Source organism: Escherichia sp. E13S3, assembly GCF_004212325.1.
In the GTDB taxonomy this organism is placed as follows: Bacteria; Pseudomonadota; Gammaproteobacteria; order Enterobacterales; family Enterobacteriaceae; genus Escherichia.
On sequence record NZ_RHJR01000004.1, the window covers coordinates 352854 to 365263 of the forward strand.

The window sequence follows — 12410 nt, forward strand, 5'->3', positions numbered from 1 at the left end:
AGCTAGTGATAAAATAGAAATACCGTATTCATGCTCCTCGTGGTTATGTCCTGACTAGTCTTTACACTCTTTACAGGAACCATTGTCGTACATGATGGCCCAATCAATTGAGTGTACCGCTGTAGACATGGAATCTTCTGCGATACAACAATTCGTATCTACAGAAGGTAACTATGTTTCCACAATGCAAATTTTCCCGCGAGTTCCTGCATCCTCGCTACTGGCTGACGTGGTTTGGTCTTGGCGTACTCTGGCTTTGGGTACAACTTCCTTACCCTGTTCTGTGCTTCCTTGGCACGCGTATCGGCACAATGGCCAGACCGTTCTTGAAACGTCGCGAATCCATCGCCCGCAAAAACCTTGAGCTTTGTTTCCCGCAGCTTTCCTCCGAAGAGCGCGAGAAGATGATTACCGACAACTTTCGCTCGCTCGGAATGGCGTTGGTAGAAACCGGAATGGCGTGGTTCTGGCCAGATCGTCGCGTGCGTAAATGGTTTGATGTCGAAGGGCTGGATAACCTGCAACGCGCGCAAATGCAAAATCGTGGCGTGATGGTTGTCGGTGTGCACTTTATGTCGCTGGAGTTGGGTGGCCGCGTAATGGGGCTTTGCCAACCGATGATGGCAACTTACCGTCCGCATAATAATCAACTGATGGAATGGGTACAAACCCGTGGTCGCATGCGTTCCAATAAAGCGATGATCGGTAGAAATAATCTGCGCGGCATTGTCAGTGCGCTGAAAAAAGGTGAAGCCGTATGGTTTGCACCTGACCAGGATTATGGTCGTAAAGGTAGCTCCTTCGCGCCGTTCTTTGCGGTAGAAAATGTTGCTACAACCAATGGCACCTACGTTCTCTCTCGCCTCTCTGGCGCAGCTATGCTAACTGTGACGATGGTACGAAAAACCGATTATAGCGGTTACCGTCTGTTTATTACGCCAGAAATGGAAGGCTATCCGGCTGATGAAATTCAGGCCGCCGCCTATATGAACAAAATTATTGAGAAAGAGATTATGCGCGCACCAGAGCAGTATCTCTGGATCCATCGCCGCTTCAAAACGCGTCCGGTGGGTGAAGCCTCGTTATACGTTTAACAAATAACCCAGGCTTTTTCCCTCCTCAGATAAGCCATAATAACATCATGGTTTTTATGGCTTTTTTCTTAAGAATTTTCCCTTCGCTGAATCGTGAATTATTACTTCCAGAAATCAATCTGTCGCCGATATGCGACACTCGTAAGTTACTAAAAGTAAATAAGAAAATGCCACTTGTTTCGATTTAGTTTTAGGCGTACATTAGCGCCGTCTCGAGCCAATATGCTCAGAATTCTGAGGTGATGCCCGCGGGTGTCAGCTCACTGTAACAGGTGTAATGAAGTCATTCAGGCGTAACAGTAATTACGCGGAGAGATGTAAAGTGAAATATTTCTTTATGGGCATTTCTTTTATGGTCATCGTTTGGGCCGGTACTTTTGCCCTGATGATCTAAAAGTAAACTGCGAAACGAAAAACAGGAGCCATCAGGCTCCTGTTTGCATTTCTGGCGATGGTGTTTATTCCGCGTTTTCGTGAATATGTTTGCTGCTGGCGGGCAGTAAACCGTCGGCACGGAACATCGCTTTAATCCCTCTGATGGCCTGACGAATACGATCACGGTTTTCAATCAGTGCAAAGCGTACATGCGTGTCGCCGTAGTCGCCAAAGCCGATGCCGGGTGAGACACAAACCTTCGCTTCGTTAAGCAGCTTCTTGGCAAATTCCAGCGAGCCCATTGCCGCATACGGTTCCGGGATTTTCGCCCAGACATACATCGAGGCTTTCGGCATTTCAACCATCCAGCCCGCTTCATGCAGCCCTTTTACCAGCACATCGCGGCGACGCTTATACTGTTCGGCAATATCACGCACACACTGCTGATCGCCTTCCAGCGCCGCGATGGCGGCAACCTGTAATGGCGTAAAGGTGCCGTAATCGTGATAGCTTTTGATGCGCGCCAACGCGCTGACCAGTGTTTTATTGCCGACCATAAAGCCGATACGCCAGCCCGCCATATTGTAGCTTTTCGACAGCGTAAAGAACTCGACCGCTACGTCACGTGCGCCCGGCACCTGCATGATTGACGGCGCTTTCCAGCCATCGTAGACGATATCCGCATAGGCCAGGTCATGGACCACCAGTACATCGTAGCGTTTCGCCAGCGCCACTACTTTTTCGAAAAACTCCAGTTCCACGCATTGCGCGGTTGGGTTTGACGGGAAGCCAAGGATCATCATCTTTGGTTTCGGATAACTTTCACGAATAGCGCGTTCCAGTTCGTTGAAAAAATCGACACCTTCCACCAGCGGCACTGAACGTACCTGAGCACCAGCAATCACCGCGCCATAAATATGAATGGGGTAGCTTGGATTCGGCACCAGCACCGTGTCACCGTGATCGAGCGTCGCCAGCATCAGGTGCGCCAGCCCCTCTTTCGAACCGATGGTGACGATGGCTTCTGATTCCGGGTCGATTTCAACGTCGTAACGTTCCTGATACCAGCGGGAAATCGCGCGACGTAACCGAGGAATACCGCGTGAGGTGGAGTAACCGTGTGTGTCCGGTCGCTGCGCCACAGTACATAATTTTTCGACAATATGCGGCGGAGTCGCGCCGTCTGGGTTACCCATGCTGAAATCGATAATATCTTCGCCGCGCCGACGCGCAGCCATCTTCAGTTCAGCGGTAATGTTAAAAACGTAGGGCGGGAGACGATCAATGCGCGTAAAGCGACGTTCAGGGCGAGTGTCAGCCATAATTTCCTCAGATTAACGTTAGCGCCCGGACCGTCCGAGCGACGCTGCCACGATGGTGGCTGTTTTGAAAATAGCCTGATTAATTTCTGTCTGTCCAGCGTTTTGGAAAATTTTTATCAATGCGAAAAAAGAGGAACAAAACCTTAAAAACAGGAAAGTCAGATTCGCCAACAAGAAAATTATCACCCATTACATTAACAATATAATTTCAATAAATTTACCTATTAGCTTGATGCTGACAAGAGATGTATTGCCTGTACACCATTTATCTTTCAATCCCCTTTTAAATTTGTGGTTTTTCCTCAAAAGTAGCGCACTGGTCATCAGCCTTCAGGTTACCTATCATAGAGGTTTAAACCTTATTCAGAGTCACCCGTGCACGAAATATTCAACATGCTGCTGGCGGTCTTCGATCGGGCAGCGCTAATGCTTATCTGCCTGTTTTTCCTCATTCGTATCCGCCTGTTTCGCGAGCTGTTGCACAAGTCGGCGCACTCAGCGAAAGAGCTGCTCGCTGTTACCGCCATTTTCTCGATGTTCGCCTTGTTCAGCACCTGGTCCGGCGTACCGGTGGAAGGTTCGCTGGTTAACGTGCGTATTATTGCGGTGATGTCGGGCGGGATTCTGTTTGGCCCATGGGTAGGCATTATTACCGGGGTAATCGCGGGTATTCATCGTTATTTAATTGATATCGGCGGCGTGACGGCTATCCCCTGTTTTATCACCAGTATTCTGGCGGGATGCATCTCTGGTTGGATCAACCTGAAAATCCCTAAAGCGCAGCGTTGGCGCGTCGGTATTCTCGGCGGCATGCTCTGTGAAACGTTGACCATGATTCTGGTGATTGTCTGGGCGCCGACCACTGAGCTGGGGCTGGATATCGTCTCCAAAATCGGTATCCCGATGATCCTCGGCAGTGTCTGTATCGGCTTTATTGTGCTGCTGGTACAAAGCGTTGAGGGAGAAAAAGAAGCCAGTGCCGCGCGCCAGGCCAAGCTGGCGCTGGATATCGCCAATAAAACCCTGCCGCTGTTTCGCCATGTGAATAGCGAATCATTACGTAAAGTTTGCGAAATTATCCGCGATGATATTCATGCCGATGCGGTAGCCATTACCAATACCGATCATGTGCTGGCGTATGTCGGCGTGGGCGAACACAACTATCAGAATGGCGATGACTTCATTAGCCCGACTACCCGCCAGGCGATGAATTACGGGAAAATCATTATTAAAAACAATGATGAAGCCCACCGCACACCAGAGATTCATTCCATGCTGGTGATCCCATTGTGGGAGAAAGGCGTGGTGACCGGAACACTGAAAATTTACTACTGCCACGCGCACCAGATTACGTCATCATTACAGGAAATGGCGGTCGGTTTGTCGCAAATCATCTCTACCCAACTGGAGGTTTCTCGCGCCGAGCAGCTACGGGAAATGGCAAATAAGGCAGAGCTTCGCGCCCTGCAAAGCAAAATTAATCCCCATTTTCTGTTTAACGCTCTGAACGCTATTTCATCGTCGATTCGTCTGAATCCAGACACTGCTCGCCAGCTAATCTTTAATTTGTCGCGCTATCTGCGCTATAACATTGAATTAAAAGACGATGAGCAAATTGATATCAAAAAAGAGCTGTACCAAATTAAAGACTATATCGCCATTGAGCAGGCCCGCTTTGGCGACAAGCTGACGGTTATCTATGATATTGATGAAGAGGTGAATTGCTGTATTCCCAGTCTGCTGATCCAGCCGTTAGTGGAGAACGCCATTGTCCACGGTATTCAGCCTTGCAAGGGAAAAGGGGTTGTCACCATCAGCGTTGCGGAGTGCGGTAATCGGGTCCGTATTGCGGTAAGAGATACCGGGCATGGCATCGATCCAAAGGTGATTGAGCGGGTCGAAGCGAATGAAATGCCGGGCAATAAAATCGGCCTGCTGAATGTGCATCATCGCGTGAAGTTGTTATATGGCGAGGGGCTGCATATCCGCCGCCTGGAACCAGGAACGGAAATTGCGTTTTACATTCCTAACCAACGCACCCCTGTCGCCTCACAGGCTACGTTATTGCTTTGAGCCGGAGTGATATTGTGAAAGTCATCATTGTTGAAGACGAATTCCTGGCACAACAGGAACTTAGCTGGCTTATTAAAGAGCACAGCCAGATGGAGATTGTCGGCACCTTTGACGACGGTCTGGACGTGTTGAAGTTTTTGCAGCATAACCGCGTCGACGCCATTTTTCTGGATATCAATATTCCGTCGCTGGATGGCGTGCTGCTGGCACAAAACATCAGCCAGTTCGCCCATAAGCCGTTTATTGTGTTTATCACCGCGTGGAAAGAACATGCGGTGGAAGCGTTTGAACTGGAGGCGTTTGACTACATTCTCAAACCGTATCAGGAGTCACGGATTACCGGGATGCTGCAAAAGCTGGAAGCCGCCTGGCAGCAACAACAAACCAGCAGTACGCCCACTGTGCCGTTAACGCGTGAGAATGACACCATCAATCTGGTGAAAGATGAACGCCTCATCGTGACGCCGGTTAATGATATCTACTACGCCGAAGCGCACGAGAAAATGACCTTTGTCTATACGCGGCGTGAATCTTATGTGATGCCAATGAACATCACCGAGTTTTGCAGCAAACTGCCGTCGTCGCACTTTTTCCGCTGCCATCGCTCGTTTTGCGTCAACCTGAACAAAATCCGCGAGATAGAACCGTGGTTTAATAATACCTATATTCTGCGGCTGAAAGATCTGGATTTTGAAGTGCCAGTCAGCCGCAGCAAAGTTAAAGAATTCCGCCAGTTAATGCATCTGTAATCGGGAACTTTCATGAAAGCAGCAGGCTTGCCCGCCGATCAACAATTTTTCGCCGATCTGTTCAGCGGCCTGGTGCTTAACCCGCAACTACTGGGGCGCGTCTGGTTTGCCTGCCTGCCCGCCTCACTGCCGGTAGGCAGTTTGTGTATTGATTTTCCCCGACTGGATATTGTGCTGCGCGGCGAATATGGCAATCTGCTGGAAGCAAAGCAGCAGCGTATGGTGGAAGGAGAAATGCTGTTTATTCCGGCGCGCGCGGCTAATTTACCGGTCAACCACAAACCGGTAATGCTGTTAAGCCTGGTGTTTGCGCCGACCTGGCTGGGGTTATCGTTTTACGATAGCCGCACCACGTCGTTGTTGCATCCTGCTCGCCAGATCCAGCTTCCCAGCCTGCAACGCTGCGAAGGTGAAGCAATGCTCACCGCCCTCACCCATCTCAGCCGTTCGCCGCTGGAGCAGAGTATCATTCAGCCACTGGTGTTAAGTTTGCTGCATCTTTGCCGCAACGTGGTCAACATGCCACCGGGCAATTCGCAACCGCGCGGCGATTTTCTCTACCACAGCATTTGTAACTGGGTTCAGGATAACTACGCCCAACCACTCACCCGCGAGAGTGTGGCGCAATTTTTTAATATCACGCCCAATCATCTGTCAAAACTGTTTGCGCAACATGGGACGATGCGTTTTATCGAGTATGTTCGCTGGGTACGAATGGCAAAAGCGAGGATGATTTTGCAAAAATATCATCTGTCGATTCATGAAGTGGCGCAGCGTTGCGGGTTTCCGGATAGCGACTATTTTTGTCGCGTTTTCCGGCGTCAGTTTGGTCTGACGCCGGGAGAGTACAGCGCACGTTTTCAGGGCTAAGTTTAGAAAGTTATTTCCGTTTCCAGCAGCGTCAGAATACTTTGTGCATCTTGCGCGGCGAACAGCGACTGGCGGAAATTTTTATTCACCAGTTTACGCGCCAGCTGCGAGAAGACTTTCACATGATTCATCCCTTCGTTAGCGCCCAGCGTCAGCATGATCACCAGTTCGACTTCGCCCATTTCTGACTGCCAGTCAACCGGTTTCACCAACCGGGCAATGCTGATACTGGAATGACGGATCCACTGTGATTTGGTATGCGGGATCGCCACGCCAAAACCAACGCCAGTGGTGACAATCTCTTCCCGCTGCCAGACATCCTCTTCCAGCTCGAACGGATGTTCAGTACGCCCGTTAACGCCGAGGTTGCCGCACAGAAACTGAATCGCCTGCTCTTTATTGCTAAAGTCCTGATCAACGAAGATATTCTCCAGCGCCAGCAGTGGGCGAACGTCTTCTTCCGGCGTAAACGCGGTGAGTAACGCTTCAATTTCCTGCGCGCTGCGGCATTCACATGCCTGACGCGCCAGTTCCCGACACGCCTCGCTATCCAGTTGACGAAGCTGGCTTTTCACCGCCGGAATGCGCGGGCTACTCATACTCAGCTCATCCAGGCCCAGCCCAAGCAGTAGCGGCAGATAACGGCTTTCACCGCCCAGTTCACCGCAAATGCCTACCCATTTGCCCCGCTGATGCGCAGTGGTAACTATTTGCTGCAACATGCGCAGGAACGATGGCGTAATCGGGTTATACAGCGGCGATACGCGCGGGTTATTACGATCGACCGCATACAGATACTGGGTCATATCGTTGGAGCCGATACTGAAGAAATCGACCTCATCGCAGAAGTGATCGATGATGTAGCACACCGACGGCACTTCCACCATGATCCCAAGCGTAATCGTCTCTGCATGACGCAGGCCATCGCGCTTAAGCTCAACGATCGCTTTCTGGATCTCACCTTTCACCCATAAGATCTGATCAAGGCTGTGGACCATCGGGATCATCAACTGGGCGTTGCCGAAACTGGCAGCGCGCAAAATCGCCCGCAGTTGAGTGCGGAACAGGCCAGCAAATTCCGGATAAATACGTACCGCGCGATAGCCGAGGAACGGGTTCTCTTCCTGGGGAATGTTGAGGTAAGGAATGCTTTTATCACCGCCGATGTCCATCGTGCGGAAGATAATCGGTTTGTCGCCCGCCGCCAGTAATACCTGCTGGTAGGCTTCAAATTGCTCCTGTTCGTCCGGCGCGCTGTCACGATCCATATAGAGCATTTCGGTACGAAACAGCCCGACGCCTTCCGCGCCGTTGGCAAACGCGCCTGGTGCTTCCAGAGCGGTGCCGATATTCGCCGCAATATCAATACGCTTGTTATCACGGGAATAGGCCAACTGCGCGGCGGCCTGCGCCTGTTGTTGCTGACGTTTATCCGCCAGCGTCTGCGCAACCTGATAATAACCGCTCACCGCGTCATCAGGATTTACCGCCAGTACGCCGCACTGGGCGTCAAGCACCGCCGGTTGCCCAGCATAACGGGCAATCGCATCCAGCGGCAGGCCGCTAAGAACGGGGATCGCCGAGGCGCGGGCCAGAATCAGAGTATGCGAGGTGCGCCCGGTTTTCTCCAGAATCATGCCTGCGAGATTTTTCAAATCGAGGCTCAAAAACTGGCTTGGGGTTAAATCTTCAGCCACCAGAATGGTCGGTTTTTCAAGCACCAGATTGTTGCGCGGCTTCAGTTCCGGCCAGGTAATATGCAGCAACTGTTCGCTGATATCACGAATGTCGCTGACCCGCTCGCGCAGATAATCGCTGGCAGAAGCAGAAAGCTTGTCACAAACCTGCTCCATATTGCTGATGATCGCCGCTCCCAGCCCCTGATGCTGTTCTGTCATCAGGCGACGGATATTGCCCGCGAATTCATCATCCTGAATCAGCGACAAATGGGCGCTTAGGATGGTTTTGCTTTCGCCGTCGCGCTCGCGCAGCTGCTGGTTCAGTTGCTCGGCAAGCGTTGCCAGGCTGTGTTCCAGCCAGGTGGAGTCTTGCGCACTGGCCGGGGTTGCCCGATAACTGTCGAGGCTGTTGCTCTGTAACAGAGTCAGCGTACCCACGCCGACGCCGCTTGCCAGCACATTGCCGTACAGTAAATCAGGATTCAGGCGGCTTAATGAACGCGGCAGCGGGTGCGCCGTCAGTTCTGCCTGCGTCGGCTGGACGCTGTCGCTGTCGATAAAGCGCACCTGGATGTACTCTTCCAGCACGCGCCGCGCCTGCTCTTCATCGCTGCCGCTAATGTTCAGGCTGCAACTGTCATTAAATAAGGTGCCGGTGCCAATCAGCGCCAGCGAGCTTTTGGCATCCGCCTTCGCGTTCTGGCGATGGTTGATGAAGGTGATTTCGCTTTGCCACTGGCTGCACTGTTCTTTAAGTTCCCACGCCGGACGGGCATGAAGACCGTTAGGCAAAGGACAGAGAAATTGAATCGTTAGCATAACCGCTCCGGGTTAATCAGGAGATCATCTGAAATCCGTCAGTTGAACAACCGTCTCACGCGTAAGACGTTGAATAAGGGCAGATAAAAGCTGCTGCATCTGCAAAATGTCGCGGCAGTCGGCAATCGATGCGGCGCAATGTCCATGGCGGGTTGCTGGCCCCATCACCACTGTTGGTATGCCAGTACCGGTTAAGTGCACCGCTCCGCCGTCCGTACCGCCGTTGCTGAACATATCGGCCTGCAACGGTACACCAATTTCTGCCGCCACGGTTTCAATCCACGCGGTGAGTTTTGGAGGCGCAATCAGTGACTTGTCGCTTAACACCAGCATCGGGCCGTTACCAATCTGGCGATGGTTAGCCGCGCCATAATCAAAGTTTTTCGCCCAGCAGGCGGTATCAAGCACAATGGCGACATCCGGCGACACCGCGCGGGTGGCAGTTTGCCCGCCGCGTAATCCCACCTCTTCGCTGGAACTTGCCACCAGCCACACTTCCGCAGGCAATTCGGCGCCGTGCAGTTCGCGCAGTAACGTCACCAGCAGATAGCAACCGAGGCGGTCATCAAAGGCTTTCCCCATCACCCGCTGGTGGGGGAGAACCTGAAAAGTAGTATCAAACGTGACGCGATCGCCTGGACGAATTCCCGCCTGCATCACTTCGTCATACGAGCGCGCGCCAATGTCCACGCGCATGGCGCTGACATCATTCCCCTGCCGCTCGCCATCAAGCAGACCGGGAATTTTGCACTCTTCACGGGTAGTGATCCGCACCGACTGCAGCTGGCGGGCAGCCATGCGCACATTGCCAACTGGCAGCACATCAATCGCCCCTTCGCGGGAGACGCTGCGCACCATAAATCCCACTTCATCCATATGGGCGCAGATCATCACTTTCGGACCTGTCGATTCATTGAGGCGGATCAGCACCGATCCCAGGCCGTCAAATCGCACTTCTTTTTGCAGGCGATCCGCTTCTTCCAGCAGGATCTGCCGCACTTCCTGTTCCGAGGAGGCGATCGCATCTGCCTCGCTCAACGCTTTTAATAGCGATAAATCCATTATGCCTCTCCCGTGAGCAACACTGTTTTCGGCATGGCGTAGAGCACTTCTGCGCCTTGCGGGGTGACCAGCACAACATCTTCGATGCGCACGCCCCCTTGCCCTGGCAAATAAATCCCCGGCTCCACGGTCAGTAACATGCCTGGCTGTAGCGTCGTGGTGTCCCGCGGTGAAAAGCGCGGATCTTCATGTACTTCAATGCCGATAGCATGACCGGTGTTGTGACCAAAATAGTCGCCATAACCGGCTTCTGTAATGACCCGGCGCGCGGCATCGTCAACCTGTTGGCAGCGCACGCCGGGGCGAATCGCGGAGATTGCCGCCAGCTGTGCTTGCAGGACAATCTGATACACGTCAAACAGCGGGTGAGATTCGGCGCTCACCCCTTCGCCATTCACCAGCAAGGTGCGCGTCATATCAGAGCAGTAACCCTGATACAGCGCACCGAAATCGAGAGTGACAAACTCGCCTGCTGCAACAATCTTGTCGCTGGCTTTACCGTGCGGCAGCGCCCCACGCCAGCCGCTGGCGACAATGGTGTCAAAAGAGGCTTTTTCTGCGCCCTGCTGGCGCATAAACCACTCCAGTTCAGCGGCTATCTCGCATTCGCTCATCCCCGCCTGAATAAAGCGGCGAATATGCTCTGCGCCACGATCGGCAATCCCACAGGCGAGGCGGATTTTCTCCACCTCCTCTGGCGTTTTGATTTGCTGCAGCACATCCGGCGTGGCGCTTACCAGCTTCGCATTGAGTTCAGACTGCCAGCGGTGCGCGGTTTCCCAACTCACCTGCTGGCCTTCAAAACCGAGCGTTTGCAACTGCTCATCGGCAATGATTTGCCTGACGATGGTGGCAAGCGTGTGCATCGCGTCGAGCAAATGCAGCTGGTAACCTTGCGTGCGGGCTTCTACCTCCGCGTAATAGCGCGAGTCCACCAGAATGTGCGCACTTTCACGGCTAATCACCACATAACCTGATCCGGTGGAGATCCCCAGATGCGGCTGTTTGTTCTGCCGTGAGGAGAGAAGCACCGCATCCAGTTGTTGCGCCTTAAGCCAGTCGCGCAGCGAAGCGAGTAATGTCATCTGGATTTTTCCTTCTTACAGGCTATCGATTAACAATTTGCCTTTGCGGAACATCATCAGACGCAGGAACACCACCATCAGCGCAGTAATGATTGCTCCCAGCGCGATCCCCGCCATATAGACGCCCAGATTAGTGACCAGCGGCCACGCCCAGATAGCGGATTCCGGGAACCATTGCACTGCACCCAGCCAGACAGCAGCGGTGGAACCGACAATCGCGCCAACCATATAGGACGGAATGGCGGTGATGGGGCTTTCCAGCGCAAACGGAATCGCACCTTCACTGATCCCCATAAACGCCAGGAACATCGCGGTTTTACCCTGCGGATAAAGCTGGGCGTTGAACAGGCGTTTGCCGGTTAAACGACGGTCGATAATGGTCGCCAGACCCAGACCAATCGGCGGAATAACGATAGCGATAGAACGCGCGGTGACTGGTAATACATGGTCGGTGGTAAAGCTAAAGGCGACGAAACCAGCTGCTTTGTTGATTGGACCGCCCAAGTCGATTGCGGTCGCCGCAGCAATGCCCATTGCGTACATCAGCGCGCCCTTCTCACCTGCGGCAGTCAGCACGGTACGGATACCGCCGTTGATCCAGCCACCAAATGGGGTGATGACGTAGTACATCGCCAGCATGACAAAAATGGCGGAAAGAATCGGTAGCAAAAATGTGGTTTTGAACGCTAACAGGAAATCCGGTAACTGGATTTTCTGGTTCATCCATTTCACGAGGTAACCCGCGACGATAGAAATAATCAGCGCACCAATGAAGGTAGACGGGACTGGTGAAGAGGTCGCCCACTGCATAGTGCTGGGATCAAAGTTCAGCAGTTGCGTGGGTTGGGTAGACATCAAGCCGCCGATAAACCCAGCCGGGAACGCCAGTTTTCCGCCAATAGAGTTCGCCACAAAAGCGGCAAACATCGGAATGGCAAAACCAAACAATACGCCGCCGAAGGACTGCGACAGCCAGGCAAATTTCAGTAAGGAGAGGTCGAAACCGGAGAATTTCCCGCTATTAAGAGCATCCATGATGCCGATGTCTGCGGGAATTTTAAGCCAGCTATAAGCAATCAGCTGGCTGAAAGCGAGGATCACACCGCCCATAATTAAGGTCGGCACCATGCGTGAAATCCCTGACATCACATGCTGCGGGAGTTCACCCCAGAAGCTGGTTTTAGAGGCCTGCGGATTCTTAACTGCCGCTGCCGCACCGGATGCGCCAGGCACAACGGTTGCACTGCGTTTTTTAATGGCCATAATAATTATCCCTGTCGAA

General features: G+C 52.6%; 10 protein-coding genes. 5 read left to right on the forward strand and 5 right to left on the reverse strand.

From position 1 onward, the window contains the following. Window positions 1-173: 173 nt before the first annotated feature. Together lpxP and ypdK are read left to right on the forward strand one after the other, a co-directional pair. Window positions 174-1094 (forward strand): kdo(2)-lipid IV(A) palmitoleoyltransferase, encoded by a 921-nt coding sequence (gene lpxP / locus D9597_RS06965; RefSeq protein WP_064526419.1) that lies wholly within the window; start codon window positions 174-176, stop codon window positions 1092-1094. Window positions 1095-1416: 322 nt separating this feature from the next. After that, complete coding sequence (gene ypdK / locus D9597_RS06970; RefSeq protein ID WP_010723117.1) at window positions 1417-1488, forward strand: membrane protein YpdK; 72 nt, start codon at window positions 1417-1419, stop codon at window positions 1486-1488. A 64-nt stretch (window positions 1489-1552) separates the two neighbouring features. Here the strand turns inward: ypdK and alaC are convergent, their stop codons facing one another. After that, entirely contained in the window at window positions 1553-2791 is a 1239-nt protein-coding gene (gene alaC, locus D9597_RS06975) for an alanine transaminase (protein WP_000785951.1), read from the reverse strand. Window positions 2792-3166: 375 nt separating this feature from the next. On the opposite strand from alaC, the gene ypdA reads away from it, so the two are divergent. From ypdA to D9597_RS06990, 3 genes are read left to right on the forward strand one after another with little or no spacing between them, the layout of a single operon-like run. Then, entirely contained in the window at window positions 3167-4864 is a 1698-nt protein-coding gene (gene ypdA / locus D9597_RS06980; protein ID WP_130207334.1) for a two-component system sensor histidine kinase YpdA, read from the forward strand. Between the two features lie 14 nt (window positions 4865-4878). Next, on the forward strand, window positions 4879-5613 hold the full coding sequence (gene ypdB / locus D9597_RS06985; RefSeq protein ID WP_130221968.1) for a two-component system response regulator YpdB: 735 nt from the start codon (window positions 4879-4881) through the stop codon (window positions 5611-5613). 12 nt (window positions 5614-5625) lie between these two features. Then, window positions 5626-6483: an AraC family transcriptional regulator gene (locus D9597_RS06990; protein WP_130221969.1), complete on the forward strand. Its 858-nt coding sequence runs from the start codon at window positions 5626-5628 to the stop codon at window positions 6481-6483. Between the two features lie 2 nt (window positions 6484-6485). On the opposite strand, the gene ptsP is transcribed toward D9597_RS06990, so the two are convergent. Genes ptsP through D9597_RS07010 form a run of 4 tightly spaced genes read right to left on the reverse strand, consistent with a single transcriptional unit; the run spans window position 6486 to window position 12391 of the window. Further along, window positions 6486-8981, reverse strand: coding sequence for a phosphoenolpyruvate--protein phosphotransferase (gene ptsP / locus D9597_RS06995; RefSeq protein ID WP_130221970.1), 2496 nt, complete (start codon window positions 8979-8981; stop codon window positions 6486-6488). Between the two features lie 24 nt (window positions 8982-9005). Continuing rightward, window positions 9006-10043, reverse strand: coding sequence for an aminopeptidase (gene ypdE / locus D9597_RS07000; protein ID WP_130221971.1), 1038 nt, complete (start codon window positions 10041-10043; stop codon window positions 9006-9008). Further along, complete coding sequence (ypdF, locus tag D9597_RS07005) at window positions 10043-11128, reverse strand: aminopeptidase (RefSeq protein ID WP_130221972.1); 1086 nt, start codon at window positions 11126-11128, stop codon at window positions 10043-10045. The genes ypdE and ypdF overlap by 1 nt, the downstream gene beginning before the upstream one ends. A gap of 15 nt (window positions 11129-11143) precedes the next feature. Further along, complete coding sequence (locus D9597_RS07010; protein WP_000985352.1) at window positions 11144-12391, reverse strand: PTS fructose transporter subunit IIC; 1248 nt, start codon at window positions 12389-12391, stop codon at window positions 11144-11146. Window positions 12392-12410: the final 19 nt, after the last annotated feature.

What these genes read in the sequence shown, in the direction of transcription:
- lpxP (WP_064526419.1), top strand. Translation starts at nt 174, where the DNA reads ATGTTTCCACAATGCAAATTTTCCCGCGAGTTCCTGCATCCTCGCTAC.
- alaC (WP_000785951.1), bottom strand. Translation starts at nt 2,791, where the DNA reads ATGGCTGACACTCGCCCTGAACGTCGCTTTACGCGCATTGATCGTCTC.
- D9597_RS06990 (WP_130221969.1), top strand. Translation starts at nt 5,626, where the DNA reads ATGAAAGCAGCAGGCTTGCCCGCCGATCAACAATTTTTCGCCGATCTG.
- ptsP (WP_130221970.1), bottom strand. Translation starts at nt 8,981, where the DNA reads ATGCTAACGATTCAATTTCTCTGTCCTTTGCCTAACGGTCTTCATGCC.
- ypdE (WP_130221971.1), bottom strand. Translation starts at nt 10,043, where the DNA reads ATGGATTTATCGCTATTAAAAGCGTTGAGCGAGGCAGATGCGATCGCC.
- ypdF (WP_130221972.1), bottom strand. Translation starts at nt 11,128, where the DNA reads ATGACATTACTCGCTTCGCTGCGCGACTGGCTTAAGGCGCAACAACTG.
- D9597_RS07010 (WP_000985352.1), bottom strand. Translation starts at nt 12,391, where the DNA reads ATGGCCATTAAAAAACGCAGTGCAACCGTTGTGCCTGGCGCATCCGGT.